Genomic DNA, 26860 nt, shown 5'->3' on the forward strand with positions numbered 1-26860 from the left:
TGAAATATCCTAAAGATCTCCTTACTAAACTTTCTAAGCTATACACTTTAAAAATTTAAACCACCCTCACGAGCAGCTTCAGCCAAAGCTTTTATTCTACCATGATAAACATATGGCCCACGATCAAAAACAACTTCATTAACACCAGCTTTTTTCGCACGCTCAGCAATTAACTTACCAACAACAAAAGCAGCTTCTTTATCAGAACCACTTTTTAAAGAGTTCTTTAAATTCTTTTCAAGAGTACACGCAGAAACAAGAGTATGTCCACGTGTATCATCAATAATTTGAGCATAAATATTCTGATTTGAGCGATAAACACTAAGCCGTAGACGACCATTATCAACCGCTTTAATTTGACGACGAACACGTTGGGCTCTACGTTGAACAATCCGCTTAGAAGAAACCATGTCATGAAATCCTTATTTCTTTTTACCTTCTTTACGAACAATATGCTCATCTGCATACTTCACACCTTTACCCTTATAAGGTTCAGGCGCACGATATTTGCGAATTTCTGCCGCTACTTGTCCAACCTTCTGTTTATCAATTCCGAAAACAACAATTTCTGTCGGCTTAGGAACTGTTATAGTAACGTCAGCTGGTACTTTATAAATGACATCATGAGAAAAACCTAATGATAACTGAATATCTTTACCCTGCAACGCAGCACGATAACCAACACCATTAATTTCCAGTTTCTTTTCAAAACCATCTTTTACACCACAAAAAATATTCCCAATCATTGAGCGTGACATACCCCACTTAGAACGAGCACCCTTTGATTGATCACGTGGCTCTACTAATACAACATTTTCCTCAAGCTTAACTAAAACCTCATCATTAACGACATAACTCAGCTCACCTTTCGGACCTTTTACCTTAACCAACTGGCCGTCAATGATAGCGGTAACTCCAGAAGGAACTGGAATGGGTTTTTTTCCAATACGAGACATTATTCTTAACCTGTTTTTCTTCCATTTTCTTTAAATTAATCAGAAAACACGACAGAGAAGCTCTCCACCAACATTTTGTTTACGCGCCTCATGATCCGCCATCACTCCGTTAGGAGTTGATAAAATTGAAATACCAAGACCATTCGCCACTGGAGGAATAGCTTTAGCAGAAACATAAACACGACGACCTGGCTTTGAAACACGCGAAATTTCACGAATAACGGCTGAACCTTCAAAATATTTTAGCTCAATTTCAATTGAAGACTTTCCATTACCTAAATCAACCTGATTATATCCACGAATATAACCTTCCAATTTCAGAGCATCAAGAACCCCTGCACGAAGTTTAGATGCAGGAGTAATGACCTTTCCTTTTTTACGACCAAGCGCATTCCGAATACGGGTTAACATATCACCAAGAGGATCTGACATAGACATCTAATAACCTCTCCCTACCAGCTAGACTTAACAATTCCAGGAATATACCCCAAAGACCCAAGATCACGCAATGCAATCCGTGACATCTTTAATTTACGATAATAAGCACGCGGACGACCCGAAATTTCACAACGGTTACGAATACGAACTTTTGCAGAATTACGAGGCAACTGTGCCAACTGAATAGAAGCTTTAAAGCGCTCTTCAAGCAAAACTTCCTGATTCATCACTATTGCTTTTAAACGCGCACGACGTGCAGCATAACGCTTCACCATCCTTTCACGACGTTTATTTTTTTCAACGGCACTCACTTTAGCCATAACTTCACCTCGCTATATTTGCCGTTACGAACGAAACGGAAAATTAAAAGCACGTAATAACTCACGCGCTTCATCATCCGTTTTCGCTGTCGTACAAACAATAATATCCATACCCCAAATCTGATCAACTTTATCGTAGTCAATTTCTGGAAACACAATATGCTCTTTAATACCCATAGCAAAATTGCCACGACTGTCAAAACTTTTTGGATTCAAACCACGAAAATCACGAACCCGTGGAAGCGCAATTGTAATAAGACGATCCAAAAACTCAAACATACGATCTTTACGTAGTGTTACCTTAGCTCCAAGAGGCATCCCTTCACGTACTTTAAAGGTCGCAATAGAATTACGTGCACGGGTAACAATAGCTTTTTGACCCGTTATCAATGCCAAATCTCCAGCTGCAATAGAGGGCTTTTTTGAATCAGCCGTCGCCTCACCGATCCCCATATTAATCACAATCTTATCAAGACGGGGTATTTGCATTTCATTTTTATAATTAAACTTTTCTTGAAGTATTTTACGAACCACTTCAAAATAATGCGCCTTCATACGCGGCTTTTGTTTTTCCTCAGCCATTAATTAATTCTCCTGAACGCTTGGCAAAGCGAACCTTATCACCATCCGCATTCAAACGAAAACCTACACGAGTAGGCTTACCATCTCTAGGATCAGAGAGTGCTAAATTAGATAAATGAATAGGAGCCTCCTTAGAAATAATTCCAGCTTCTTGCTTTTGCGTTTGACGTTGATGACGTTTAACCATATTAAGCCCAAGCACAAGAGCATTATTCTCCTTTGGATTCACCTTGATGACTTCACCTTTACATCCCTTATCCTTACCGGACAAGACAACCACTTTATCACCTTTTCGAATCTTTTGCATAATATCCACCCCTTATAATACTTCAGGAGCAAGAGAAATGATCTTCATATGGTTTTTACCACGAAGCTCACGGGGAACCGGCCCAAAAATACGTGTACCAATTGGTTCTTTCTTATTATCAACTAAAACAGCAGCATTCCTATCAAAACGAATTACACTACCATCCACGCGACGAATATCTTTGGCAGTACGAACCACTACAGCTTTCATCACATCTCCTTTTTTTACACGTCCACGAGGAATAGCGTCCTTAACCGAAACAACAATAATGTCGCCGACCAAAGCATACTTCCGCTTTGAACCGCCTAACACTTTGATGCACATGACACGACGTGCACCAGAATTATCTGCAACATCGAGGTTTGTTTGCATCTGAATCATGAATGGCCACCTTTTCTTAAACACCCATATCCGGATAAATATTTGATATACCTGAACTCACCCGCCAAATAACGATAAAGTTTTTATTTCAAAACCCACCAATGAATATAAACCAAAATTAAATTTTAAAACAACCCACCTAGTTAACTACGCTACACTATCTTTAACGACAATCCAACGCTTATCTTTCGAGATTGGCTTAGATTCCTGAATAAAAATCCGATCTCCAATTTTGAACTGATTATTCTCATCATGTGCTTTATATTTTTTAGATTGCCGAACCGTCTTTTGAAGCAACGGATGAGAATAGCGACGCTCCACCTTAACAACAACAGTTTTATCACTCTTGTCACTAACGACAACACCTTGCAAAATGCGTTTAGGCATATCTTACTTCCTTAAGCCTTGTTTTCGTTCATTTTCTGACGAAGAAATGTTTTAATACGTGCAATATTACGACGAACTTGTTTAACCCGTGTAGTCTTCTCTAACTGACCTGTTGCTTTCTGAAAACGCAAATTAAACTGTTCTTTTTTTAATTTAGCCAATTCATTTTTCATTTGCTCGAGCGTTTGCGCTCGTAATTCTGCAGCTTTCATTGCCTAACCTCTTTATTCAGAAATACGCTGTACGAAACGAGTCTTAACAGGAAGCTTTGCTGCACCTAACCTAAGTGCTTCACGCGCCACATCCTCAGGAACCCCATCAAGCTCAAACATAACACGCCCAGGTGCAACACGCACCGCCCAATAATCCACACTCCCCTTACCTTTACCCATACGAACTTCAGTTGGCTTAGACGTAACAGGAACATCCGGAAAAATACGAATCCATACACGACCAGAACGCTTCATATAACGTGTAATTGCACGACGCGCTGCCTCAATTTGACGGGCAGTAACACGCTCTGGCTCAATAGCTTTCAAACCATAAGCACCGAAATTCAAGCTTGTTCCTCCCTTTGAAGAACCATGAATACGCCCCTTAAATTGTTTACGGAACTTTGTGCGCTTTGGCTGCAACATTGCTCTCTACTCCAAATTTCTAACTCAACCACAAAATTAAACATTTTCGCGGCGACGATTCAATAAAGAACTCGAATGATCACCCTCTACAGCACGACGCTCCGAAGCCATTGGATCATGTTCAAGAATTTCACCCTTAAAAACCCAAACTTTAACACCACAAATACCATAGGCAGTTTTAGCTTCTGCTGTACCATAATCAACATCAGCTCGCAATGTATGAAGTGGAACACGACCTTCGCGATACCATTCCATACGAGCAATCTCAGCCCCTCCAAGACGACCAGAGCAATTAATACGAATCCCTTCAGCTCCAAGACGCATAGCAGACTGAACAGCACGCTTCATTGCACGTCGAAAAGCAACACGACGCTCAAGTTGCTGAGCAATAGACTGAGCAATAATTGTGGAATCAATTTCTGGTTTACGAATTTCAACAATATTCAGTGAAGTTTCAGCATCAGTCATTTCTGAAAGCTTGCGACGCAATTTCTCAATATCAGCACCTCTTTTACCAATGATTAAACCAGGGCGTGCTGAATGAATAGTTATACGACACTTTTTATGAGGACGCTCAATAACAACCTTAGAAATGGCAGCTTGCTTTAATTCCTCAATTACATACAAGCGAATTTTTACATCTTCATGAAGAAGACGCCCATATTCACCACTATCAGCATACCACCGTGAATCCCAGGTCCGATTAACTCCAAGACGAAGTCCTATTGGATTGATCTTCTGTCCCATTATGCAACCTCCCCTTTTTCTACAACTTCACGAACAATAATAGTGAGATGAGAAAATGGACGCTTCACTCGACTAGCTCGACCACGCCCTCGAACATGAAAACGCTTCATTACAATAGATTTACCAACATATGCTTCTGCAACGATCAAGGAATCAATATCAAGATTATGATTATTTTCCGCATTAGCAATTGCCGATTCAAGAGCACTTCGAACAGTACCAGCAATACGCTTACGCGAAAATGCCAAATCAGCCAATGCCATATTAACTTTTTTACCACGTATCATTTCAGCAACCAAATTAAGCTTCTGCGGACTTACACGAACTGTTCGGGCGACAGCTTTTGCTTCAATATCTTTAAGTTGGCGTGGAACCTTAGCTTTGCCCATTCCTACTTCCTCTTCGCTTTTTTATCTGCACCATGCCCATAATAGGTCCGGGTGGGAGCAAATTCACCAAATTTGTGCCCGACCATTTCTTCAGAAACAGAAACAGGAATATGTTTATTGCCGTTGTAAACACCAAAAGTCAAACCAACAAATTGTGGTAAAATAGTAGAACGGCGACTCCACATTTTAATTACCTCATTACGTCCACTAGCGCGAACTTTCTCTGCTTTCTTAAGAAGATAGCCGTCAACAAACGGACCTTTCCAAACTGAACGAACCACTTTAGACTACCTTTCCTATTTCTTACGCTGGTGACGAGAACGCATAATAAACTTGTCAGTGGCTCTATTGGAACGTGTACGCCTACCTTTCGTAGGCTTTCCCCAAGGAGACACTGGATGACGACCACCTGATGTGCGACCTTCACCACCACCATGCGGATGATCAACTGGATTCATAGCAACTCCACGAACATGTGGACGCTTACCACGCCAGCGTGACCGACCAGCTTTACCATCACTAATATTCCCATGATCAGGATTTGAAACAGCACCAACCGTTGCAAAACAATTACCTGAAACCAAACGTTGTTCACCAGAATTAAGACGAAGAATAGCCATCCCTTCATCTCGCCCAACCAATTGCACATAAGTCCCTGCTGAACGCGCAATCTGACCACCTTTTCCAGGCTTCATTTCAACGTTATGAACAATAGTACCAATAGGCATATTACTAAGAGGCATCGCATTGCCTAACTTAACATCAACATTTGAACCAGCAATAACAGAGTCACCAACATCAAGACGCTGCGGTGCAAGAATATAACTCAAGTGCCCATCTTCATAATGAATCAACGCAATAAAAGCCGTACGATTTGGATCGTATTCCAAACGCTCAACTTTTGCAAACATATCACGCTTGATACGCTTAAAATCAATAAGCCTATAACTACGCTTATGACCACCACCTTGAAAACGAGCAGTAATTCTGCCACGATTATTGCGACCACCTTTTGACGGCAAGCCCTCTGTTAATCTCTTTACAGGTTTACCTTTATAAAGATCAGAACGATCCACAATAACGAGCTGACGCTGTCCGGGCGTAGTCGAATTAAAATGCTTAAGTGCCATTCTTCTAACCTCTGAACCTTCTATAAGCCTGCTAAAAAGTCAATTGATTGATCTTTGACAAGCGTTACAATTGCTTTTTTAACATCACTTTGCCGACCAACAATACCTTTGAAACGCCTCATTTTGCCCTTACGAACTATTGTATTCACTGCCTTAACCTTTACACTAAAAAGTGCTTCAATAGCAGCTTTAATTTCAGATTTTGTTGCTTTCTGAGCAACCTTAAAAACAACTTGATTATACTCAGAAAGCATAGTCGACTTCTCAGTAACAACTGGACTTAAAATTATATCATAATAACGAAGATCCGTCATTTGAAACGCTCCTCAAGTGTCTCAACAGCCTCTTTTGACAAAACAAGCTTGCTGCGACGCAAAATATCATAAACATTAATCCCCTGAACTGGTAAAACATCAATATTAGGAATATTAGATGCTGCACGAAAAAAATTCACATCAACTTCTTTTCCACCAATTAACAAAGCATTATTGAAACCAAGTTTAGAAAAATTCATATTCAGCATTTTTGTCTTTGCGTCTCGAATACTAAGCTCATCAACGATAATCAAATTATCTGTTTTTAATTTGACCGATAAAGCTAAACGCAACCCAAGAGCACGAACCTTTTTAGGAAGGTTATGCGCATGACTCCGCATCACCGGACCATGTGCTTTACCACCACCTCGGAATTGCGGTGCCCGAGCAGAAGAATGACGGGCACGTCCAGTTCCTTTTTGTTTAAACATTTTCGCCCCTGTTCGCGATACATCAGACCGCCCTTGTGACTGATGCGTACCTTTTTGACGACGTGCAAGCTGCCAACGAACAACACGTTGCAAAATATCCTCACGAGGAGTAAGACCAAAAATATTTTCAGAAACTTTCAATTTACCGGCTTCTTTACCATCAAGAGTTTTTATAACAAGGTCCATCATTCGGCTCCCTTAGATTCAGAAATTTCCGCCATTAAGGGAGTTGATCCCTTTTCCTCTTTAACAAGTCGGCGAATACCAGCAGGTTTTGGTGCATTATCAGGAAGACGCTTTTTTATAGCATCTCGCACTAAAATCCAAGACCCTTTAGAACCAGAAACAGAACCACGCACTAAAATCAAACCACGATCAACATCCGTAGAAACAACTTCAATATTTTGAGTTGTTACACGTGCTTGCCCCATATGACCAGCCATTTTTTTGCCTTTAAATACTTTTCCAGGATCTTGACATTGACCTGTTGAACCATGAGCACGATGTGTAATAGAATTACCATGGGAGGCACGATGCCCACCAAAATTATGCCGCTTCATAACACCGGCAAACCCTTTACCAATACTTACACCTGTTACATCAACCCTTTGACCTGGCACGAAATGTTCCACTGTAATTTCAGTACCAACATCAAGTAAATTATCAGGACTAACGCGAAATTCTGCTATTTTAGCCTTTGGCTCAACTACAGCTTTAGCAAAATGCCCACGAAGAGCTTTAGATGTATTTTTAATTTTAGCAAATCCTACACCTAATTGAACAGCAGTATAACCATTTTTTTTAACTGTACGTTGAGCAATAACCTGACATTTATCTAGACGAAGCACAGTTACTGGCACATGCTCACCAGCATCATTATAAATACGGGTCATACCTAACTTCTGTGCTATTACACCTGAACGCATTGGGGCAGTTCCTTCTGTCTTCAAACCTCAGAGCTTGATTTCAACATCTACACCAGCAGAAAGATCAAGCTTCATCAGCGCATCTACCGTTTGTGGTGTTGGATCAACAATATCAAGAAGACGTTTATGCGTACGCATTTCAAATTGTTCACGACTCTTCTTGTCAATGTGTGGGCCACGATTAACCGTAAACTTCTCAATCCGTGTTGGAAGCGGAATAGGACCACGGACATTAGCACCAGTACGCTTAGCGGTTGACACAATTTCACGCGTCGATGCATCAAGAATCCGATGATCAAATGCCTTTAAACGAATACGGATATTCTGGCCATTCATGCTCTTTATTTCCTTAACATATGAAATGTCCTCAACAATCAAAGACATTTCTCAATGATTATCTCACCTATTCAATAATTTTAGATACGATACCGGCCCCAACGGTGCGACCACCTTCTCGGATCGCAAAACGAAGCTTCTCTTCCATTGCGATTGGAACAATCAAAGAAACATCCATTGCAACATTATCACCCGGCATAACCATTTCCGTTCCTTCAGGAAGCGTAACTATACCTGTAACATCGGTCGTACGAAAATAAAATTGAGGACGATAATTTGTGAAAAACGGTGTGTGACGTCCCCCCTCATCTTTCGTTAAAATATAAGCCTCAGCTTTAAATTTAGTATGAGGTGTAACAGAACCAGGTTTCGCCAATACTTGACCACGTTCAATCCCCTCACGATCAACTCCACGAAGCAAAGCGCCTATATTATCACCAGCCTGACCTTGATCTAAAAGTTTCCGAAACATTTCAACCCCGGTAACCGTCGTCTTAGATGTAGGACGAATTCCAATAATCTCTATCTCTTCACCAACTTTAATAATGCCACGCTCAACACGACCTGTAACAACCGTACCACGACCAGAAATAGAAAAAACATCCTCGATAGGCATCAAAAACGGCTGATCAACTGGACGCTCAGGGGTCGGTATATATTTATCAACTTCACTCATCAAAAGACGAACAGAATCTTCACCTATACTCTTATTTGAATCCTCAAGCGCAGCCAAAGCCGAACCCTTAACTATAGGAATATCATCTCCCGGAAAATCATATTTCGATAAAAGCTCACGAACTTCAAGCTCTACAAGCTCTAAAAGCTCGCTATCATCAACCTGATCAACTTTATTGAGAAAAACAACAATCGCTGGAACTCCAACCTGGCGGGCCAACAAAATATGCTCACGCGTTTGAGGCATAGGTCCATCTGCTGCAGAAACAACTAATATCGCACCATCCATTTGGGCCGCTCCTGTAATCATGTTCTTAACATAATCCGCATGACCAGGACAATCAACGTGAGCATAGTGACGGCTCTCCGTTTCATACTCAACGTGCGCAGTAGATATCGTTATACCACGTGCCCGCTCCTCAGGCGCCGCATCAATTTGGTCATACGCTTTAAATTCACCAAAATACTTCGTAATCGCTGCTGTCAATGAAGTCTTCCCATGATCAACATGACCAATCGTACCTATATTAACATGCGGCTTCGTACGTTCAAATTTGCTCTTTGCCATTTGAGCTCTCCATTTTCTGTTCAAATTATGAACTAAGTTTAAAATTAATATACGATTATAAATTACGTATATTGATTATGCATATTTTTTCTGAATCTCCTGTGCTACAGCTAAAGGAACAGGCTCATAATGATCAAATTGCATTGTATATTGAGCTCGCCCTTGACTCATCGACCGAAGTGTATTCACATAACCAAACATATTCGCCAAAGGAACCATTGCATTCACAACTGTCGCAATACCACGAGCTTCCGTACCTGAAATTTGACCTCGACGAGAATTTAAATCACCAATCACATCACCAACATAATCTTCTGGCGTCACAACCTCTACCTTCATAATTGGCTCAAGGAGCTGAGCACCAGCCTTTTGCGCCCCTTCCCGAAATGCTGCACGCGCAGCAATCTCAAAAGCTAAAACAGAAGAATCAACATCATGATAGCCCCCATCAATCAAAGTAGCTTTTACACCAAGCATAGGAAATCCTGCAAGAGGGCCTGACCCCATAACACTTTCAATACCTTTTTGAACACCTGGAATATATTCTTTAGGAACGGCACCACCAACAATCTTTGACTCAAAAACGAAGTCATCACCATCATGAGGCTCAAAAATAATTTTTACACGAGCAAATTGTCCAGCACCACCAGATTGCTTCTTATGGGTATAATCAATTTCAGCAACTTTTGTTATTGATTCACGATAAGCTACTTGAGGCTGCCCAACATTAGCTTCAACCTTAAATTCACGCCGCATACGGTCAACAATGATATCAAGATGAAGCTCACCCATTCCAGCAATAATTGTCTGACCAGATTCTTCATCCGATTTAACACGAAATGAAGGATCTTCTGCAGCCAAACGACTAAGAGCAAGCCCCATTTTCTCTTGATCTGCCTTTGTTTTCGGCTCAATAGCAATCTCAATAACAGGTTCAGGAAATTCCATCCGCTCCAAAATAACAGGCTTCAAAGGATCACAAAGAGTATCACCTGTTGTTGTCTCCTTAAGACCAGCAAGAGCAACAATATCACCAGCAAATGCTTCTTCAATATCCTCACGAGAATTAGAATGCATCTGAAGCATACGCCCCAAACGCTCTCTCTTTCCCTTCACAGTATTCTCAAGAGAAATACCTTTTTGGATTTTGCCAGAATAAATACGACAAAAAGTCAAAGACCCAACAAATGGATCATTCATAATTTTGAAAGCAAGCATAGAAAGCGGAGCTTCATCTGAAGATTCACGCGTTGTTTCAGATTCAGTCTTAACATCAACACCACTAATAGCGGGAACATCAACAGGAGAAGGAAGATAAGAAACAACAGCATCTAAAAGCGGTTGAACACCTTTATTTTTAAAAGCTGTACCACAAAGAACCGGATGAAACTGAACCTCCACTGTTCCTTTACGAATAAGAGCCACAAGCTGTTCATTGGTTGGCATAACCCCTTCCAAATAAGCTTCTGTCGCAGCCTCATCGACTTCAACAGCCATCTCGACCAATTTTTCTCGATATTCCTCCGCCTTCTCCTTTAACTCAGCAGGTATCTCACCTGCTACGGCCGAAGCTCCAATGGAACCATCCCATGTCAATGCCTTCATCTCAACAAGATCAACAACACCTTCAAAATCATTTTCAGCACCAATCGGTAACTGCAAGACAAGAGCCTTAGCTCCCAATCGAGAAGCAACCATTTCTACACTACGATAGAAATCAGCCCCAATCTTATCCATTTTATTAACAAATACCATACGGGGCACACGGTACTTCTCAGCCTGCCTCCAAACAGTCTCCGTCTGAGGCTCCACACCTGCATTCGCATCCAACAACGCTATCGCACCATCAAGAACACGCAAAGAACGCTCAACCTCAATTGTAAAATCAACGTGACCAGGCGTATCAATGATATTAAAGCGTCGTTTTCGACCATCACGACCTTCCCAAAAAGTCGTCGTAGCAGCAGATGTAATTGTAATACCACGCTCTTGCTCTTGCTCCATCCAATCCATTGTAGAAGCACCATCATGCGTTTCACCAATCTTGTGATTCTTACCAGTGTAGAATAAAATACGCTCAGTCATCGTGGTTTTACCGGCGTCAATATGCGCCATAATACCAAAATTACGATAATCCTCAATTTTATATTCGCGAGCCATTCTTTTTGCCTTAGATCTTTTCTAAACACACCTACCAGCGATAATGAGAAAATGCACGATTAGCCTCAGCCATACGATGAACATCTTCTCGCTTTTTCACTGCAGAACCACGATTATTAGCAGCATCAACCAACTCACCAGAAAGGCGACCAACCATTGTTGTTTCATTCCGCCCACGCGCCGCTGCAATTAACCAACGAATAGCTAAAGCCTGCCGACGATCAGGACGAACATCAATTGGAACTTGATAAGTCGCACCCCCAACACGACGTGACCGAACCTCAACATGTGGAGCTACATTTTCTAACGCTTGATGAAACAGAGCGACAGGATCTGTCTTAACTTTATTCTCAACCAAATCAAGAGCGCCATAAACAATACGCTCAGCCACTGACTTTTTACCATCAAACATAATGGCATTCATAAATTTTGTAATAACCAAATCACCAAATTTAGGATCTGGATTAATTTCACGTTTCTCTGCTCTATGACGACGGGACATTGGCTTTGTCTCTCAAAATATTTATTTCGGACGCTTCGCGCCATATTTAGAACGACGCTGTTTACGATTTTTAACACCCTGCGTATCAAGCAATCCACGAACAATGTGATACCGAACTCCCGGTAAATCCTTTACACGACCACCACGAATCATCACAACAGAGTGCTCTTGAAGATTATGCCCTTCTCCAGGAATATAACCAATCACTTCAAATCCATTTGTCAAACGAACTTTAGCAACTTTACGAAGAGCAGAATTTGGCTTCTTCGGTGTCGTTGTATATACACGAGTACAAACACCACGCTTTTGCGGATTTGCCTGAAGAGCAGGAACCTTATTGCGTTTAACTGGCACTACACGTGGCTTTCTAATCAACTGATTTACGGTAGGCATGCAACCTTCCTTTTTAACAATCTGCGTTCGTCATTCCCACTTGGGCTTCTATTATCTATTCCGATAATATTCAGAATAAATATATATTCATAATACAAAATCGGGCATGACTGCATAAACAGCTTACCCGACTACTAGCATAGGAGGTTACAACCTCTTGCATTAGCATTTGTTTTTAGATCTTACAAACTTCTCTTAAGATGAACTAGATCATCTTAAATCTCAATGCGCTTTCGTACTGAACATGATAGTTTTTAATAGCGAGAACATACACATTCGTCAAGTACTAAACATCAGAAAAGTTTCTAAAAGTAAAAATTCAAAAAACAAAAAAAGCTAATACACAAAATAACAAACTCATAAAATAAAAATAGCCCAATATATTGGGGGTAATTACGTAATATTTAACAGAACAACTTGCTAATTACAATTCTGATACTTAAAACTAACAGTATGAAAATAGCAACGTGGAATATAGCCGGTATAAAAGCAAGACATGAAACATTATGTAAATGGCTAAAACAGAATCAACCTGATGTAGTTTGCTTACAAGAAATTAAAAGTGTTGATGAAAATTTCCCACGCGATACAATTGAAAATTTAGGTTATCATATAGAAACGCATGGACAAAAAAGCTTCAATGGTGTTGCAATTCTTTCTAAAACAGTACCTGATGAAGTTATTCTTCAATTACCAGGTAATAATAATGATATGCAAGCACGTTATATTGAAACTGTTTATTCAACAAATACAGGAAGCATTCGTGTTGCTTCTCTCTATCTTCCAAATGGCAATCCCATCAATAGTGAAAAATACTTGTATAAAATAGAATGGATGAAAAGATTGTACACACATGCAAAATCATTACTTGCATATGAAGAACCTCTAATCCTTGCCGGTGATTATAATGTTATTCCAACCCCATTAGATGCAAAAAATCCCCAAGAATGGAGTAACGATGCTTTATTCCTTCCACAAATAAGACAAATATTTCAATGTATTACTCATTTGGGTTTTTATGACGCTATCCGAAATGTAACAGATGCTCCATCATTCAGTTTTTGGGATTTTCAAGCTAACGCATGGAAAAAAAATAATGGTATACGCATTGATCATTTATTATTATCACCAGAAGCTGCAGATCAGCTGATTTGTGCCTATAGCCAAACAGAGGCAAGGGGATATCAAAAACCATCAGATCACGTTCCCATTTGGATCGAGCTCAACTGCAATTAATTAAGATATGATAAGATATATAAAAAAAATCCCACCTAAAACAATAAATATGCTACATCATACATTGAAATATATCCTGAATACAGCAAACAATAATAAAAAATTATATAAAAACGGAGGAAATAATGAGAAAATCATTTGTAATATTTATTGCAGCAATTTTTATGGGATTAACAAACATTGCTCACGCTACAAACGATACACTGGAGAAGATTAAAAGAACGGGAGAAATCACTTTAGGTGTTCGCGAATCATCAGGTTTGGCCTACGCACTTGGTAACGGTAAGTATACAGGCTTCCATACTGAAATGGCAGAACGTATTATTAATGATATCTCAAAAAAAATTGGTCAACCAATCAAAGTTAATTATCAGCCCATTACATCACAAAACCGAATTCCTTTGCTGAAAAACGGTACTTATGATTTTGAATGTGGATCAACAACAAATGATTCTGCTCGCAATAAAGAAGCTGCTTTTGCATACACAACCTATGTTGAATCAGTTAAAATCGTTGTAAAGAAAAATTCTGGCATTCAATCTATTGATGATTTAAATGGTAAAAAAGTCGCAACAACTACTGGTACAACAGCTGTGCAGCTTATCCGTAAAAATAAACGTCAAAAAAATATTCATTTTGAAGTTGTGAACGGTAAAGATCACGGAGATAGCTTCTTATCACTAGAATCTGGTCGAGCTGACGCATTTGTTATGGATACATCAATTCTCTCTGCGCATATCGCTAAATCAAAAAATCCATCCGATTATATAATTCTTGACACTACACTTTCTGTTGAACCTATCGCTTGTATGCTCCGACTAAATGACAAAAACTTTGAACAAACCATTAACGATAGTATCGTACGCCAAATCAATGATGGATCACTAGAAAAACTTTATAATAAATGGTTCATGGAACCAATCCCTCCTACAAATACTATCATTAATCTTCCTCTCTCTAAAGAAACCCAATATGCTTGGGAGCACCCAAATAATAAGCCACGGGAAGCCTATATAGAAAATAATCTATAAAATCATTATAAGAGAATGACTATACTCTTTATAAATTAGGTATAGTCATATTCTAAATTTTTCAATACACTTAGCCTGTATCAATATAGCTGATCTATTTTCTCTACTTAGCAGCTAATTAACTTGAGGAAAATCAATTAATGGACTTTTCGTTCCTTTGCACAGATGATCTTAATCATACACTGGTCGCCGGATGTCTCGGAACTCCTGGCATAAGTCATACCTATTTGGATACACTCCTCGATGGTTTTAAAAATACAGCCATATTATCTATCTATTCATTGGTACTAGCTGTATTTATGGGTGTTATTATAGGAATGATACGTACTCTGCCTAAAACTTCTATCATTAATAATTTTTTACGTGCTGTTGGTACTTTTTGGGTAGAAATTATGCGTAATATTCCTTTACTTGTTCAAGTATTTTTATGGTATTTTGTCGTACCTAAAATTTATCCACCTGCAATGAATTTTCCACCCATTTTATTAATAATCTGCGCTTTAGGTTTTTTTACATCCGCGCGTATCGCAGAACAAGTTCGCTCCGGTATTGAATCTATTCCTTCTGGACAACGTTATGCTGCAATGGCAATGGGATTTAACACTTACCAGAGCTACCGTTACATCATATTGCCACGTGCTATTCGCACAATCATGCCCCCACTCACTTCAGAAGCAATGGGTATCGTAAAAAATTCATCTATAGCATTCGCTGTTTCTATTAATGAACTAATGCAATTCCAATATCAAACAATTGAAGAAGTAAGTCATGTTTATGAAAACTATCTACTTGTTACACTCCTTTATATTGTCATATCTCTGTTCATATTCATCCTTATGACCATAATTGAGAGAGCAATTAGGATTCCTTGTTTTCAAACAGAGGGGCGCTAAATATGATAATAGAATTTATAAATACCTATTCTCCTTTTAATTTTTCAGAATTTGATTTTTCGTTTTTTACTTTTGATATATTCTGTTCTTATATTTTATCAGGTTTGCTTTTTAGCATTTTTCTAACGATTGTTACGACGGTATTTGGTCTTATCTTTGGCGTATTATTAGCAATGATGCGTCTTTCTTCTATTAAATTGCTTTCTACACTTGCTATAATTTACATTACTGCCATGCGATCAATACCACTTGTAATGGTTATTTTATGGTTTTTTGTGCTTCTGCCTTTGATAACAGGTACATCAATCGGTGCGAATAAATCAGCATTAATTACTTTTACTGCATTTGAAGCCGCTTATTTTGCTGAAATTATCCGTGCTGGCATACTTTCAATTTCGCAAGGACAAAAACATGCAGGTCAAGCTCTCGGAATGACATACTGGCAAAATATGCGTATTGTGATTCTTCCACAAGCATTCAGAAATATGCTACCAGTCTTTCTAACACAAATTATTATACTGTTTCAGGATACAACACTTGTCTATGCAATCAGTGGCAATAGCCTTTTGAATGGATTTGATATTGTCTCTAACAATTTCGGTGTAAAACAAGAAGCTTATATTTTAGCAGCAATTTTCTATTTCGTGATCTGCTTTACATTATCGCAAATAGTTTTACTCTTGCAAAAAAAAATATCCATTATTCGCTAACAGGGGAGAAAATAATGTCTACTCATATGATCGAAATGAAAAATGTTTCTAACTGGTATGGCGAAGTTAACATTCTTAAAAACTGTACAACCAATATCAATAAAGGAGAAGTAGTTGTAGTTTGTGGACCGTCAGGATCTGGTAAATCAACCCTCATAAAAACTATTAACGCCTTAGTGCCTTTTCAAAAAGGGGAAATTTGGATTGATGGCATACCAGTTCATTCAAAAAAAACTAATTTATCCAAATTGCGTAGCCATGTAGGAATGGTATTTCAACACTTTGAGCTTTTTCCACATTTATCCGTCATGGAAAATTTAACTATTGCACAAATTAAAGTTTTAAAACGCAGTAAAAAAGAAGCGCTTGAGCGTGGCTTATTATATCTTGAACGTGTTGGACTCATCGAACATAAAGATAAATATCCTGGTCAGCTTTCTGGAGGACAACAGCAACGTGTTGCTATTGCGCGCTCTTTAACTATGGACCCATTTGTTATGCTCTTTGATGAACCAACTTCTGCTTTAGATCCAGAAATGGTAGGTGAAGTATTAGACGTCATGATAGGCCTAGCAGAAGAAGGTATGACAATGATTTGTGTTACACACGAAATGAGCTTCGCACAAAAAGTATCAAAACGTATAATTTTTATGGATCAAGGAATGATCCTCGAAGATTGTTCATCTGAAGACTTTTTCTCCAACCCACAAGCTAGAACACCAAGGGCTCAAGAGTTTTTATCAAAAATCCTTAATTATTAATCATTACAGTGTAATTCAGCTTATACATAACCTAAATTTTTAATTATGTGCTTTTATGAATTGTTAATTTTATTCAAAATTAACAATTCATAATGCTATTGTTTATTATATTTAAATTTTCTCTAAAAATAAAAAAGTAAGTTCTTAAATGGACAACCCAATATCGACCTTATACATTAATTGTTTAATAAATCTCAATTAATATTGTTCTACACAGATTGTTTCCTCAAAAAGAGTATATTTCCAAAAATAATGCGAATAAACAAACCGCTTTTTTTAATTACAAACCAAAATTATCATACTTCTGTATAAGATTTTCTTCTTCTATTAATTTTTTCCTAAATAGTATCTAGAATATTTACTAATTTATAAAACTCCACTTAATCATAAATTGAGTGACCAATGTACGCGCATAAGTCACCCACAATACCATTTCAAATCTTTTTTAACTTTCAAAAAATAAGAAAAATCTGAATTAAGCTAGCCGTTCTAAAGCAATAGATACTTTCTTTTTTGCTTCATACAACTCTGTAATTCTTCTACGTTCAAGCTCAATAATTTCCTGCCTTGCATTTGCTATGAATTTTGGATTATCTAATTTAATTGATATTTTCTCAATATCCTGTTCAATTTTATCCATATCCCTTTTCAAACGAGCACGTTCGGCATCTAAATCAATCAACTGCCCCAATGGTAAGCAAAAAGTTGCCTCTCCCAAAATTATTTGAGCTGATATAGCAGGAACCTGATCAGAAAAATGAATCTCTCCGATACGCGCTAATCTTTTAAGAATAGCCTCATAACGATGTACACGTTCTTGTATTACTTGCCCTCCTTCTAAAATTACGAGAGGTGCCAGTGCACTTACTGGAACGTTCATCTCAGCACGCACAGAACGAATACCACTAACTACATCAATAATCCAACTAATATCATTTGCAGCTTCTTCATCTTTAAACGTCATTTGTGGCCATTGCGTTAATGCTAACATATTCTCACGCTTCATGTCTTGCATTGCCGTAAGAGACCACAACTCCTCTGTTACATGAGGCATAAAAGGATGGAGAAGTTTATAAACTTCATCAAGAACCCAAGCTGTACACGCTTGTGCTTCCTTTTTAGAATCTTCATTTGAACCTTGAAACACAGGTTTAAGAAGTTCAAGATACCAATCGCATAATGCATTCCAAACAAACCGATACAACGCGTGAGCAGCATCATTAAATTTATAGTTTTCAATGCCCTTAGTAACTGCCAAAACAGTTTTGGATAATTCTGTTAAAATCCAACGGTTAATTGCAAGTTTCGTTTTTTCTGGTTTGAAAGCCAAATCATGCCTAACACCATTCATTTCAGCAAATCGAGTGGCATTCCACAATTTCGTAACAAAATTACGATAGCCTTCAACACGTGAAGGATCAAGTTTTACATCACGACCTTGCGCGACCATAATAGCTAAAGTAAAGCGTAGCGCATCTGCACCGTATTGATCAATGAGTTCCAATGGATCAACAATATTTCCTTTTGATTTTGACATCTTTGCACCGTACTGATCCCGCACTAGAGCATGTACATAAACAGTTGGGAAAGGAACTTCTCCCATAAAGTGCATACCCATCATCATCATACGAGCAACCCAGAAAAAGATGATATCAAATCCAGTAACCGATAAAGATGTTGGATAAAAAGTTGTTAACTCAATTGTTTTATCAGGCCACCCTAGCGTCGAAAAAGGCCAAAGAGCAGATGAAAACCAAGTATCTAAAACATCCTGATCACGTGTTAATTGAACTGTTTTACCATAATGAGATAAAGCTGAATCTAAAGCCTCTTTTTCACTTTTTTCAACAAAAATCATACCATCAGGACCATACCAAGCAGGTATCTGATGTCCCCACCATAATTGGCGAGAAATACACCAAGGCTGAATATTTTCCATCCAATTAAAATAAGTTTTTTCCCAACTAGCCGGAATAAATTTCGTTTTCCCTTGGCGAACAGCTTCTATCGCTGGCTTTGCTAATTCAACAGCATCAACATACCACTGATTTGTTAAAAGCGGCTCAATGGGTACTCCACTTCGATCACCATGAGGAACGACGTGAAGATGCTCATTAACAGTTACACAATAACCTCTTTCTTGCATCCAAGAAACGATACGATTTCGTGCAACAAAACGATCAACTTTATCTAAATATTCCACCAACGCATTCAATTCATCAGACAAGACTAAGCCATTAAAAAATGCCTCATTATCACGCAAAAAAATCTCAGCTTTTTGCGTCAAAATATTAATTAAGCCTAAATTGTGCCGCTTTCCTACTTCAAAATCGTTAAAGTCATGTGCTGGTGTGATTTTTACAGCTCCACTCCCCTCATCAGGATTAGCATAAGAATCACTAACAATTAACAACTTGCGACCAACGAGGGGGAGAATAACATTTTGTCCTATGAGATCTTTATAACGATCATCTTCAGGATTAACCGCAACACCCGTATCCCCCAACATTGTTTCAGGACGTGTTGTTGCAACTGTTATAAAAGTTGTAGAATCATTCGGATCAAAAACTTTTCCTTCAAGCGGATACCTAAAATGCCACAAATAACCTTTGACCTCTTTCGGTTCAACTTCAAGATCCGAAATAGCCGTCAACAACTTTGGATCCCAATTGACTAAACGCTTGTCCTTATATATTAACCCTTGCTTGTAAAGCTTAACAAAGACTTCACGGACAGCCTGAGATAAGCCCTCATCCATTGTGAATCGCTCGCGTGACCAATCACACGAAACGCCAAGGCGTTTGAGTTGATTAGTGATAATCCCTCCAGCTTCATGACGCCACTTCCAAACGCATTCAATAAACTTTTCTCTTCCCATTTCTTGACGCGTTAGCTCTCGACGTTCTGCAAGTTGGCGCTCAACAACCATTTGCGTTGCAATCCCTGCATGATCCATACCCGGCTGCCACAGCACATTTTTGCCTTGCATCCGTTGAAAACGCACCATAATATCCTGAATTGTCGTATTTAATGCATGGCCCATATGAAGTGAGCCTGTGACATTCGGCGGCGGCAGCATAACGCAAAAAGATTCTGCATCAAGCTCTAAATCTATCTTTGTTTTAAAAGCCCCACACTTTTCCCATTCTTTTGCAATTCGCGGCTCTACAGAGCTAGCATCGTAGTTTTTTTCTAGCATCTTATCCACTTAATTTCACAATACCGCTGAAAAAACAATTCATGATCAAAAACTAGCTACATCACATCAAAATACTATTTACCTAAATAGCTTTATAAAACCACGTCAGAACTCTGATAACCAAGTTAATAAATAGCAGATTATATAACGAATTTAAAAGCTCTTAAGATAAATTCTTAACGGTTTTGACAATTTCTTCACGTAGGATTTTTTCAAGTAAAATAGGCAATTGACATTGTAACCATTCCGCTATAGCGGGACGCAACACATCTCTTGCAACCTTTTCAGCAGAGGAAACAACATACGCAGATAACTCTACACAATCAGAAGATGAATTTCTTTTCTGTGATACAAATGCCTCATCATATTGTTTTACTTTATGAACAGAATTTTGCTCTTCAGAGGAAATATTCATCCCTTGCATATCTATCTTATCTTCCAATCTTGCACCATCCTTAAAAGGAGAAATTCCATCTTCAGCAGAAAAACCAATACGATCAGCCAAAGCCTTCATCGCATCATCGACGGATAAAGTCGCATCATAAATACCTTCTGATGGCTTTACTGAACTCTTTGCAGAAGCATTTGCTGCAATAGACTCACTAGATTCACCTGAGAAATTATCAGACTGAACTGTATTTTCTTCAATTATTTCACGGATAGATGTTAAAATCTCATCCATACTTGGCTCATGTAACGCATTTGAACTCTGTACCATACTTTAAACCTCTCGAAACGCAAAAACAAATGAAACTACCATTTTACTGTAGTAAAAGAACGACAAAGTCAACACATCTCTTTGTCTTAAATATGATACTACACACAACTTTTTTCTAACGTCATATAAAATGTTATTTAGGCAAAACATATTTTCAATATTAACAATTAATTTATGATCTACCCTTTATGCAAACTAAAATTATTTTAATATGTGAAAACTACTAATTATATCCTCGTTTCTCAGCGAATATATTTAACCGTTTTCAAACCCAAATAATTTGCAGTCAATTTACCAACAGAATATTGAACACTATAACTCGCAACAATAACATTACATTCTGCTGTTATTAGCGCAATTTGAGCATTAATTAACTGCATCTGAGAGTTTAAAACATCTAATGTGGTTGCCTGCCCTACACGATTTTCTTGAATACGACCTTTAAAAGCAATGTCAGCAGCACGAACACTCTCACGATAAGCTGCAACAGATGCACGTGCTCCTTCTAACTGAAACCAAGCAGAAGTAAGCGCTTGCTTTACTTCATTTTGAGCCAAATCAAGCTGAAAATGGGCTTGTCTAAATTGTTCTTTAGCCTGACGAATCTGCGCAGATGCACGTCCCCCTTCAAAAATTGGAAAACTAAGCGAAAGCCCTACGGATTGAGAAACTCCATCCTCTCCAGGCCCTCTATAAACCCGATTATAAGATGTTGTCGCAGACAAATCAATTTTAGGAAGCAATGCTCCTTCTTTCGCTTTAACATTGTAAGAACTAGAATCAATTAAATATCTTGCATAAAGAATCGCTGGATGCGTAGCGATACTAATTTCATAACCGGAATCAAGATTCACTGGTAACTCTTTTGCCATCGGTGGACGTTCTAATTTTTCAGGATCAGCACCAATTACTTGCCGATAAATTGCTTCCGCTGATTTTACATTAGCATGAGCAATACTAAGCTCAGAAACAGCAACAGAACGAGCCGCTTGTGCTTGAGCAAAATCAATACGCCCTCCTTCCCCTACCTCAAGTTTTGCTTTATCTGAACGAACTTGCTCTTCAAGGGCAATCAAATTTTTTCGACGCAGTTCAGCAATACGACGTGCTTTGTAGACATTAGTGTATGCTGTCACAACTTCAAGAAACATATTCTGCTCAGCATTACGAAAATATTCATGCTGCGCTTGCATTTTTAATTTAGCTGAAAAAAATGTATTTTGCGTAATAAAACCATCAAATAATCTTTGATTTAATCTTATTCCTATAAATCCAGAAGTACTATAAGGAGCTATAACAGCTTTATTTCGACTATAGCTCCCAATTCCTTCAATTTGTGGAAAAAAGCCTGACCCTGCAATAACCACATCATCATTTGATATGCGCACAGCCGCACGCTCACTATTCAATTTAGCATTATGCAGATAAGCTTTAGCAAAAGCATCCATTAATGTATCAGCACAAGCCAATTCAGAGACAAAAATGCAAAAAATCAGAAATAAACATACTTGAAGTTTCTTGTTTATTTTAAACACAATATAAATCCTAAATTAATTATACTATTCTTTATCTATTCATTCATAAAAAATCAGCATTAAAATACAAAATCAGGCAATTTTAAAAATTCAGGTAAGGGTTTTACAGAAAGATTAAAACTATGACAGACCGAAATAGTACTCTCTTTTTTTACATAGATTCGTGCAATACCAGCATTTCCATGTCCTTCAACCACAATAAGACGCCCACCTTCTCTCATTTGATCAAAAATACCATCAGGAATGAAATCAACAGCACCTTCAACAAAAATTACATCATAAGGACCTTTAATAGGATATCCCTTCTCTAAGGCTCCATGAACAACCATGACATTATTACACTTATTATGCTCTAAAATCTTGGCAGCCTGTTCTGCAAGGATCTTATTGCTTTCTAAGGCAATAACGGATTTCGCAAGTTTTGAAAGCAATGCAGAACAATAACCACTATTTGCACCAATATCCAAAACAATATCGGATGATTTTATAGCTGCCAATTGTAATAATTTCGCTAAAGATGCAGGTCTCATTAAATGACGTACAGATAAATTACTCTGCGCTGGAAATACAACAATATCAGCATCACAATAACTTAAATTTCTAATATTTTCTGGAACGAAATCTTCACGTGGCACTGTTAAAAATGCTTTGAGAACTAACAAATCTGTTACATCTACTGTACGAATTTGATTATCAACCATTTTATGGCGAAGTTCTACAAAATCTATAATCATCACTAATCTTCTCTCCCATACGCAATAAAAGCTCTAACAAAGCAGAAACAGTTTAAGATATGAACATCTTCTACTACTTACTGGTGCGACAAAAAAGTAAGATCCTAATTGCGCCAATTTAATGTACACGGTATTCTACTAAATACGCAAGCAACTCATTTAAGATTTTGAGAATTATCAATCAAATTAGCTGGAGGCCTCGCCCGGAATCGAACCGGGATACAAGGATTTGCAGTCCTCTGCGTAACCATTCCGCCACGAAGCCCCATTAAAATGTAAAGACTGTCAATAAGGGAAGGCAAAGCATCCGTCAAGGCAAAGAAACTTTTTCTAATCTTTTTATTTATTACATTATAATTCGAATATTTAAAAAATTAAAATAATTTTTCTCTTTGCAAATCAATATTGCTTTGCTATAGGCTTTGTAAATTAGATGATTATATACTGTTCCTCGGTAGCTCAGTGGTAGAGCAACCGGCTGTTAACCGGTTGGTCGCTGGTTCGAATCCGGCCCGGGGAGCCATTTTATTTTATACTTCATATAACTTATTGTTTTTATATATCTTTTTTTAAGGTGAGGGAATAGGATTTCACGTTTTCTTCCAAAATCTATTGCGAATCAGTACTTCTTTCTGAATTGTTTTATAGCTTCTATAATCTGCGTAATTTAGCCTTTCATATATATTGCCAACTGGCGCCGACTATTCTGTTTGTTATACTTGAAGATTTATCTTACTAAATTTGAGCTGATGATAACAATGTTTCTTTGCTCTAGGTAAATGAAAAACTATCTTATGCAAAAATCATATTCATGATATCCTACAGCCATTAAACAGAATCAGTATACGCATAGAAATCATTTTTCTTGTTAGTTTTATTTTTTATTTTCAATCGTTTTACGGCTCTTTTTAATAGATTTCTTTATTTAATTTTTTCTGTTTAACTTTCTTCTTAAAGATAAAAAGTTCTTACTAAAATCATAAAAAAGTAACGAAGGCTGTCGTCATTAACAATAAGCACAAATAAAGCTTAAATATCCCTACAACATTATAAAATAAGCTGATTTCACATTAATATACCTATAGTAACGTATTCATCTTGCTTACTACATCTAAATAATAATAGTTTTATATCCAACAATGTATAAAAATAAATTTTAGTAATTCTTTGTAAAGTTCTACTATTTATCTAACTTTGAAAACGCAATAATTCCATATATTTTGTGTTTTTTTATTTTAATCAGATTTTTTACTTTTTGATTGTGCAATTTTATCGATTCCATTCAAGATTTTTTCCGACCTTTAAATCCTTTTAAGCGATGTTTTTTACTACCTTCTCGCTTGTAAATTTTCGGTTCAGATAGTTTTTCAGGCAATGGCGCGAACTGCAGAGGAATCTCTTTTCGTTTTAATTTCATACGAATCAGACGCTCTATAGCACACAAACGTACCTGTTCTATTTTCTCATCAAAAAGTGTAATAGCATAACCAGATGCACCATTACGTCCCGTACGACCAATGCGATGCACATAGCTTTCAGCGTTATCTGGCAAATCATAATTAATAACATGGCTGATTCCAGGTATATCAATACCACGTGCAGCAATATCAGTCGCAACCAGAACTCTTACCAGTCCTTCACGAAAATTTTTTAACGCACACTGCCGAGCATTTTGTGATTTATTTCCATGAATTGTAGCAACAGAATATCCTGTTTTTGCTAAACTACGCGCAACAGAATCAGCTCCATGCTTAGTACGTATAAATACAATAACTGAAGTCAAAGCAGGATTTGTCAAAAGTTTACTCAAAATACTCTTTTTTTCACTTGTAGAAACACAATACAGTACTTGAGTAATCTCCGCAGCAGTGGTTCCTTGAGAAACAACTTCTATTTTTACTGGTTTCCTAAGTAAATTATCTGCAAGCACATTAACTTCTTTTGACATTGTCGCAGAAAAAAGTGCCGTTTGACATTTCTCATGCAAAAAGTTTGCAATTTGTCGCACATCACTAATGAAACCCATATCTAACATACGATCAGCCTCATCTAGAATAAAAAAACGAGACTGAGAAAGATCAACATATTTACTACGGATAAGATCCATTAAACGTCCAGGTGTTGCGATCAAAATATCAACACCCTTTGCCATCCGTCTAATTTGTATCAAGCGTGACATTCCCCCTACAATCAAACATGTTGAAAGATGAGTTCCTTTTGCAACAGCACTAATTGCTTCCTCAATCTGAATAGCAAGCTCACGCGTAGGAACCAAAATTAAGGCTCGCGCAGTTTTAGGATAACGCTTATCACCTAAAGTTAAAATCCGGTTCAAAATAGGTAAACTGAATGCCAATGTTTTTCCAGAACCAGTTTGTGCAATCCCTAAAATATCATGCCCTTTTAACATTACTGGGATAGCTTTCGCTTGAATAAACTTAGGTTTATTCATACCAGCACTAAATAGGTTTTTAACTAAAATAGAGGACAAACCTAGTTCTGTAAAAACATTTTCTTCACTTACACTCAAAATAAAATTTTCCCTAACTCTATAATTATCAATAAATTACAAGTTAAATTGTAGTATTTCTGAAACCATACAATAGAGTCATAATTTTAATTTTGTGGACTAATGCTTGAAATAAAAATAAGCCATCAAACACCATACATGGGCATATTAACCCAAAATAAGATGTATAAAACCTTTTTGTGTAAAAACCTAATTCATCAGCGCAAACACCTTAATAGGCAATATTACTGAATTAACATAAAAAGCAATTACCTTGCAAAATTATTTATTTTTCTATTACTGTTTCCTTTGGCATATTTATTCCCTTAAAATCAGGATAAATCTCCAAAAAAACTGTATTTTGTATAGTCTTCTGTCCCCCATAAACTAAAAACCATTTACCATTATCAAAAATCGCTAAGGTTTTATATTTTATGATACGATCCTTTGTCTCAATAACAGTTGGAATCAAAGCATAAAAAATATCATTATTAATTTGCTGATAGTCTATTTCTTTTTCATCTAAATGATAAGCATCAGTAGACAAATTTGCGAACTGCATATGAAGTTGCTCAAGAAAATTATTACGTAAACTATCCTCTGTTGCATTTAGCCGGCGTGCTATTTCTCTATAAAGCCTATCAGACATATGAGCAGCAATAATAGAAAAATTTTTATTTTTCATGGCTTTATTAATATCAACAACTAAATTTGAAAGCGCATTTTTTTGCACTATTGTTAGCTCAGCCGCTACATTATATGTCCCAATAGCCAATAATAAAGATACACTCAGCATAAAACAAAAAATGGACTTCATTTTCTATATTCCTTCGTTTAAAAAAACTTCAAATGACAAAACCAAGCAACTCTATAACCGTCTGCAATATCGGAACATTTCTAATAAAATTCTTTAATTTATCTTTATAAGTCACTGAAACTAATTTGTTTTAAAAT

Annotated in this window: 33 protein-coding genes and 2 tRNA genes; 6 read left to right on the forward strand and 29 right to left on the reverse strand. The window is 37.5% G+C overall.

Annotated elements, in window-relative coordinates; all coding sequences use genetic code 11:
- Window positions 1-47 precede the first annotated feature (47 nt).
- The 22 genes from rplR to rpsL all read right to left on the reverse strand — a co-directional run bounded on the left by rplR (window position 48) and on the right by rpsL (window position 12580).
- The gene (gene rplR, locus O99_RS02090; RefSeq protein ID WP_035006059.1) at window positions 48-410 is read right to left on the reverse strand and encodes a 50S ribosomal protein L18; all 363 of its coding nucleotides are present in this window, start codon (window positions 408-410) and stop codon (window positions 48-50) included.
- Window positions 411-422: 12 nt separating this feature from the next.
- Window positions 423-956 (reverse strand): 50S ribosomal protein L6, encoded by a 534-nt coding sequence (rplF, locus tag O99_RS02095; protein WP_035006061.1) that lies wholly within the window; start codon window positions 954-956, stop codon window positions 423-425.
- A 39-nt stretch (window positions 957-995) separates the two neighbouring features.
- Entirely contained in the window at window positions 996-1394 is a 399-nt protein-coding gene (gene rpsH / locus O99_RS02100) for a 30S ribosomal protein S8 (RefSeq protein WP_035006063.1), read from the reverse strand.
- A 14-nt stretch (window positions 1395-1408) separates the two neighbouring features.
- Window positions 1409-1714 (reverse strand): 30S ribosomal protein S14, encoded by a 306-nt coding sequence (gene rpsN, locus O99_RS02105; RefSeq protein WP_035006064.1) that lies wholly within the window; start codon window positions 1712-1714, stop codon window positions 1409-1411.
- A 24-nt stretch (window positions 1715-1738) separates the two neighbouring features.
- Window positions 1739-2296: a 50S ribosomal protein L5 gene (rplE, locus tag O99_RS02110; RefSeq protein WP_035006066.1), complete on the reverse strand. Its 558-nt coding sequence runs from the start codon at window positions 2294-2296 to the stop codon at window positions 1739-1741.
- Entirely contained in the window at window positions 2289-2603 is a 315-nt protein-coding gene (gene rplX, locus O99_RS02115) for a 50S ribosomal protein L24 (RefSeq protein WP_035006067.1), read from the reverse strand. Before rplX ends, rplE begins: the two co-directional genes overlap by 8 nt.
- 12 nt (window positions 2604-2615) lie before the next feature.
- On the reverse strand, window positions 2616-2984 hold the full coding sequence (gene rplN / locus O99_RS02120; RefSeq protein ID WP_013545242.1) for a 50S ribosomal protein L14: 369 nt from the start codon (window positions 2982-2984) through the stop codon (window positions 2616-2618).
- A 147-nt stretch (window positions 2985-3131) separates the two neighbouring features.
- Window positions 3132-3371: a 30S ribosomal protein S17 gene (gene rpsQ / locus O99_RS02125; protein WP_035006070.1), complete on the reverse strand. Its 240-nt coding sequence runs from the start codon at window positions 3369-3371 to the stop codon at window positions 3132-3134.
- An 11-nt stretch (window positions 3372-3382) separates the two neighbouring features.
- Window positions 3383-3583 (reverse strand): 50S ribosomal protein L29, encoded by a 201-nt coding sequence (rpmC, locus tag O99_RS02130; protein ID WP_035006072.1) that lies wholly within the window; start codon window positions 3581-3583, stop codon window positions 3383-3385.
- A gap of 12 nt (window positions 3584-3595) precedes the next feature.
- Window positions 3596-4009 (reverse strand): 50S ribosomal protein L16, encoded by a 414-nt coding sequence (rplP, locus tag O99_RS02135; protein ID WP_035006073.1) that lies wholly within the window; start codon window positions 4007-4009, stop codon window positions 3596-3598.
- A gap of 36 nt (window positions 4010-4045) precedes the next feature.
- Window positions 4046-4756 (reverse strand): 30S ribosomal protein S3, encoded by a 711-nt coding sequence (gene rpsC, locus O99_RS02140; RefSeq protein ID WP_035006075.1) that lies wholly within the window; start codon window positions 4754-4756, stop codon window positions 4046-4048.
- Entirely contained in the window at window positions 4756-5145 is a 390-nt protein-coding gene (rplV, locus tag O99_RS02145; RefSeq protein WP_035006076.1) for a 50S ribosomal protein L22, read from the reverse strand. The genes rpsC and rplV overlap by 1 nt, the downstream gene beginning before the upstream one ends.
- A 2-nt stretch (window positions 5146-5147) precedes the next feature.
- Window positions 5148-5426 carry a 30S ribosomal protein S19 gene (gene rpsS / locus O99_RS02150; protein WP_035006078.1) on the reverse strand — a complete coding sequence of 93 codons (279 nt, stop codon included), beginning with the start codon at window positions 5424-5426 and terminating at the stop codon, window positions 5148-5150.
- A 15-nt stretch (window positions 5427-5441) separates the two neighbouring features.
- Window positions 5442-6275, reverse strand: coding sequence for a 50S ribosomal protein L2 (gene rplB / locus O99_RS02155; protein ID WP_035006080.1), 834 nt, complete (start codon window positions 6273-6275; stop codon window positions 5442-5444).
- Between the two features lie 20 nt (window positions 6276-6295).
- The gene (locus O99_RS02160) at window positions 6296-6589 is read right to left on the reverse strand and encodes a 50S ribosomal protein L23 (RefSeq protein WP_035006081.1); all 294 of its coding nucleotides are present in this window, start codon (window positions 6587-6589) and stop codon (window positions 6296-6298) included.
- Window positions 6586-7206: a 50S ribosomal protein L4 gene (gene rplD, locus O99_RS02165; protein WP_035006083.1), complete on the reverse strand. Its 621-nt coding sequence runs from the start codon at window positions 7204-7206 to the stop codon at window positions 6586-6588. The genes O99_RS02160 and rplD overlap by 4 nt, the downstream gene beginning before the upstream one ends.
- On the reverse strand, window positions 7206-7946 hold the full coding sequence (rplC, locus tag O99_RS02170) for a 50S ribosomal protein L3 (RefSeq protein ID WP_035006084.1): 741 nt from the start codon (window positions 7944-7946) through the stop codon (window positions 7206-7208). Before rplC ends, rplD begins: the two co-directional genes overlap by 1 nt.
- Before the next feature lie 27 nt (window positions 7947-7973).
- A complete protein-coding gene (gene rpsJ, locus O99_RS02175) occupies window positions 7974-8282 on the reverse strand; it encodes a 30S ribosomal protein S10 (RefSeq protein ID WP_007477064.1) in 309 nt (102 codons plus the stop codon).
- A 67-nt stretch (window positions 8283-8349) separates the two neighbouring features.
- A complete protein-coding gene (gene tuf / locus O99_RS02180) occupies window positions 8350-9525 on the reverse strand; it encodes an elongation factor Tu (RefSeq protein ID WP_035006025.1) in 1176 nt (391 codons plus the stop codon).
- A 75-nt stretch (window positions 9526-9600) separates the two neighbouring features.
- Entirely contained in the window at window positions 9601-11685 is a 2085-nt protein-coding gene (gene fusA / locus O99_RS02185) for an elongation factor G (protein ID WP_035006086.1), read from the reverse strand.
- Window positions 11686-11716: 31 nt separating this feature from the next.
- Window positions 11717-12187, reverse strand: coding sequence for a 30S ribosomal protein S7 (gene rpsG / locus O99_RS02190; protein ID WP_035006087.1), 471 nt, complete (start codon window positions 12185-12187; stop codon window positions 11717-11719).
- Window positions 12188-12208: 21 nt separating this feature from the next.
- Window positions 12209-12580, reverse strand: a complete 372-nt coding sequence (gene rpsL, locus O99_RS02195) for a 30S ribosomal protein S12 (protein WP_035006089.1) — start codon at window positions 12578-12580, stop codon at window positions 12209-12211.
- 453 nt (window positions 12581-13033) lie between these two features.
- On the opposite strand from rpsL, the gene xth reads away from it, so the two are divergent.
- The 5 genes from xth (at window position 13034) to O99_RS02220 (ending at window position 17211) form a co-directional block, all read left to right on the forward strand.
- On the forward strand, window positions 13034-13816 hold the full coding sequence (gene xth, locus O99_RS02200; protein WP_035006091.1) for an exodeoxyribonuclease III: 783 nt from the start codon (window positions 13034-13036) through the stop codon (window positions 13814-13816).
- A 125-nt stretch (window positions 13817-13941) separates the two neighbouring features.
- The gene (locus tag O99_RS02205) at window positions 13942-14847 is read left to right on the forward strand and encodes a transporter substrate-binding domain-containing protein (protein ID WP_035006092.1); all 906 of its coding nucleotides are present in this window, start codon (window positions 13942-13944) and stop codon (window positions 14845-14847) included.
- A 140-nt stretch (window positions 14848-14987) separates the two neighbouring features.
- Window positions 14988-15740: an amino acid ABC transporter permease gene (locus O99_RS02210; protein WP_035006094.1), complete on the forward strand. Its 753-nt coding sequence runs from the start codon at window positions 14988-14990 to the stop codon at window positions 15738-15740.
- Window positions 15741-15742: 2 nt separating this feature from the next.
- Window positions 15743-16450 (forward strand): amino acid ABC transporter permease, encoded by a 708-nt coding sequence (locus tag O99_RS02215; RefSeq protein WP_035006096.1) that lies wholly within the window; start codon window positions 15743-15745, stop codon window positions 16448-16450.
- 14 nt (window positions 16451-16464) lie between these two features.
- Window positions 16465-17211 (forward strand): amino acid ABC transporter ATP-binding protein, encoded by a 747-nt coding sequence (locus O99_RS02220; protein ID WP_035006097.1) that lies wholly within the window; start codon window positions 16465-16467, stop codon window positions 17209-17211.
- Between the two features lie 475 nt (window positions 17212-17686).
- On the opposite strand, the gene O99_RS02225 is transcribed toward O99_RS02220, so the two are convergent.
- From O99_RS02225 to O99_RS02245, 5 genes are all read right to left on the reverse strand, one after another.
- The gene (locus tag O99_RS02225; RefSeq protein ID WP_035006099.1) at window positions 17687-20410 is read right to left on the reverse strand and encodes a valine--tRNA ligase; all 2724 of its coding nucleotides are present in this window, start codon (window positions 20408-20410) and stop codon (window positions 17687-17689) included.
- A gap of 163 nt (window positions 20411-20573) precedes the next feature.
- Window positions 20574-21128, reverse strand: coding sequence for a DUF2497 domain-containing protein (locus O99_RS02230; RefSeq protein WP_035006101.1), 555 nt, complete (start codon window positions 21126-21128; stop codon window positions 20574-20576).
- 242 nt (window positions 21129-21370) lie between these two features.
- Complete coding sequence (locus O99_RS02235; protein WP_154655482.1) at window positions 21371-22672, reverse strand: TolC family outer membrane protein; 1302 nt, start codon at window positions 22670-22672, stop codon at window positions 21371-21373.
- A gap of 50 nt (window positions 22673-22722) precedes the next feature.
- A complete protein-coding gene (locus O99_RS02240) occupies window positions 22723-23397 on the reverse strand; it encodes a protein-L-isoaspartate O-methyltransferase family protein (RefSeq protein ID WP_035006104.1) in 675 nt (224 codons plus the stop codon).
- A gap of 191 nt (window positions 23398-23588) precedes the next feature.
- Window positions 23589-23662 (reverse strand) — tRNA-Cys (locus O99_RS02245).
- Between the two features lie 183 nt (window positions 23663-23845).
- On the opposite strand from O99_RS02245, the gene O99_RS02250 reads away from it, so the two are divergent.
- Window positions 23846-23920 (forward strand) — tRNA-Asn (locus tag O99_RS02250).
- A gap of 759 nt (window positions 23921-24679) precedes the next feature.
- Here the strand turns inward: O99_RS02250 and O99_RS02255 are convergent.
- Window positions 24680-25927, reverse strand: coding sequence for a DEAD/DEAH box helicase (locus tag O99_RS02255; RefSeq protein ID WP_035006107.1), 1248 nt, complete (start codon window positions 25925-25927; stop codon window positions 24680-24682).
- 265 nt (window positions 25928-26192) lie between these two features.
- Window positions 26193-26723 (reverse strand): hypothetical protein, encoded by a 531-nt coding sequence (locus O99_RS02260; protein WP_035006109.1) that lies wholly within the window; start codon window positions 26721-26723, stop codon window positions 26193-26195.
- Window positions 26724-26860: the final 137 nt, after the last annotated feature.

This window comes from Bartonella rochalimae ATCC BAA-1498 (genome assembly GCF_000706645.1).
GTDB classification, from domain to species: Bacteria; Pseudomonadota; Alphaproteobacteria; order Rhizobiales; family Rhizobiaceae; genus Bartonella; species Bartonella rochalimae.

Excerpts from the sequence above, each read along its gene's own strand:
- rplX (WP_035006067.1), bottom strand. The coding sequence starts at position 2,603 with ATGCAAAAGATTCGAAAAGGTGATAAAGTGGTTGTCTTGTCCGGTAAG.
- rplN (WP_013545242.1), bottom strand. The coding sequence starts at position 2,984 with ATGATTCAGATGCAAACAAACCTCGATGTTGCAGATAATTCTGGTGCA.
- O99_RS02230 (WP_035006101.1), bottom strand. The coding sequence starts at position 21,128 with ATGGTACAGAGTTCAAATGCGTTACATGAGCCAAGTATGGATGAGATT.
- rplC (WP_035006084.1), bottom strand. The coding sequence starts at position 7,946 with ATGCGTTCAGGTGTAATAGCACAGAAGTTAGGTATGACCCGTATTTAT.
- rpmC (WP_035006072.1), bottom strand. The coding sequence starts at position 3,583 with ATGAAAGCTGCAGAATTACGAGCGCAAACGCTCGAGCAAATGAAAAAT.
- xth (WP_035006091.1), top strand. The coding sequence starts at position 13,034 with ATGAAAATAGCAACGTGGAATATAGCCGGTATAAAAGCAAGACATGAA.
- rpsQ (WP_035006070.1), bottom strand. The coding sequence starts at position 3,371 with ATGCCTAAACGCATTTTGCAAGGTGTTGTCGTTAGTGACAAGAGTGAT.
- tuf (WP_035006025.1), bottom strand. The coding sequence starts at position 9,525 with ATGGCAAAGAGCAAATTTGAACGTACGAAGCCGCATGTTAATATAGGT.
- rpsH (WP_035006063.1), bottom strand. The coding sequence starts at position 1,394 with ATGTCTATGTCAGATCCTCTTGGTGATATGTTAACCCGTATTCGGAAT.
- rplP (WP_035006073.1), bottom strand. The coding sequence starts at position 4,009 with ATGTTGCAGCCAAAGCGCACAAAGTTCCGTAAACAATTTAAGGGGCGT.
- rpsN (WP_035006064.1), bottom strand. The coding sequence starts at position 1,714 with ATGGCTAAAGTGAGTGCCGTTGAAAAAAATAAACGTCGTGAAAGGATG.
- O99_RS02220 (WP_035006097.1), top strand. The coding sequence starts at position 16,465 with ATGTCTACTCATATGATCGAAATGAAAAATGTTTCTAACTGGTATGGC.
- rplR (WP_035006059.1), bottom strand. The coding sequence starts at position 410 with ATGGTTTCTTCTAAGCGGATTGTTCAACGTAGAGCCCAACGTGTTCGT.
- O99_RS02205 (WP_035006092.1), top strand. The coding sequence starts at position 13,942 with ATGAGAAAATCATTTGTAATATTTATTGCAGCAATTTTTATGGGATTA.
- O99_RS02215 (WP_035006096.1), top strand. The coding sequence starts at position 15,743 with ATGATAATAGAATTTATAAATACCTATTCTCCTTTTAATTTTTCAGAA.
- rplB (WP_035006080.1), bottom strand. The coding sequence starts at position 6,275 with ATGGCACTTAAGCATTTTAATTCGACTACGCCCGGACAGCGTCAGCTC.
- rpsG (WP_035006087.1), bottom strand. The coding sequence starts at position 12,187 with ATGTCCCGTCGTCATAGAGCAGAGAAACGTGAAATTAATCCAGATCCT.
- O99_RS02210 (WP_035006094.1), top strand. The coding sequence starts at position 14,988 with ATGGACTTTTCGTTCCTTTGCACAGATGATCTTAATCATACACTGGTC.
- rplF (WP_035006061.1), bottom strand. The coding sequence starts at position 956 with ATGTCTCGTATTGGAAAAAAACCCATTCCAGTTCCTTCTGGAGTTACC.
- fusA (WP_035006086.1), bottom strand. The coding sequence starts at position 11,685 with ATGGCTCGCGAATATAAAATTGAGGATTATCGTAATTTTGGTATTATG.
- rplE (WP_035006066.1), bottom strand. The coding sequence starts at position 2,296 with ATGGCTGAGGAAAAACAAAAGCCGCGTATGAAGGCGCATTATTTTGAA.
- O99_RS02225 (WP_035006099.1), bottom strand. The coding sequence starts at position 20,410 with ATGCTAGAAAAAAACTACGATGCTAGCTCTGTAGAGCCGCGAATTGCA.
- rplV (WP_035006076.1), bottom strand. The coding sequence starts at position 5,145 with ATGGGCAAAGCTAAGGTTCCACGCCAACTTAAAGATATTGAAGCAAAA.
- O99_RS02240 (WP_035006104.1), bottom strand. The coding sequence starts at position 23,397 with ATGATTATAGATTTTGTAGAACTTCGCCATAAAATGGTTGATAATCAA.
- O99_RS02260 (WP_035006109.1), bottom strand. The coding sequence starts at position 26,723 with ATGAAGTCCATTTTTTGTTTTATGCTGAGTGTATCTTTATTATTGGCT.
- O99_RS02160 (WP_035006081.1), bottom strand. The coding sequence starts at position 6,589 with ATGACGGATCTTCGTTATTATGATATAATTTTAAGTCCAGTTGTTACT.
- rpsL (WP_035006089.1), bottom strand. The coding sequence starts at position 12,580 with ATGCCTACCGTAAATCAGTTGATTAGAAAGCCACGTGTAGTGCCAGTT.
- rpsJ (WP_007477064.1), bottom strand. The coding sequence starts at position 8,282 with ATGAATGGCCAGAATATCCGTATTCGTTTAAAGGCATTTGATCATCGG.
- rpsC (WP_035006075.1), bottom strand. The coding sequence starts at position 4,756 with ATGGGACAGAAGATCAATCCAATAGGACTTCGTCTTGGAGTTAATCGG.
- rplD (WP_035006083.1), bottom strand. The coding sequence starts at position 7,206 with ATGGACCTTGTTATAAAAACTCTTGATGGTAAAGAAGCCGGTAAATTG.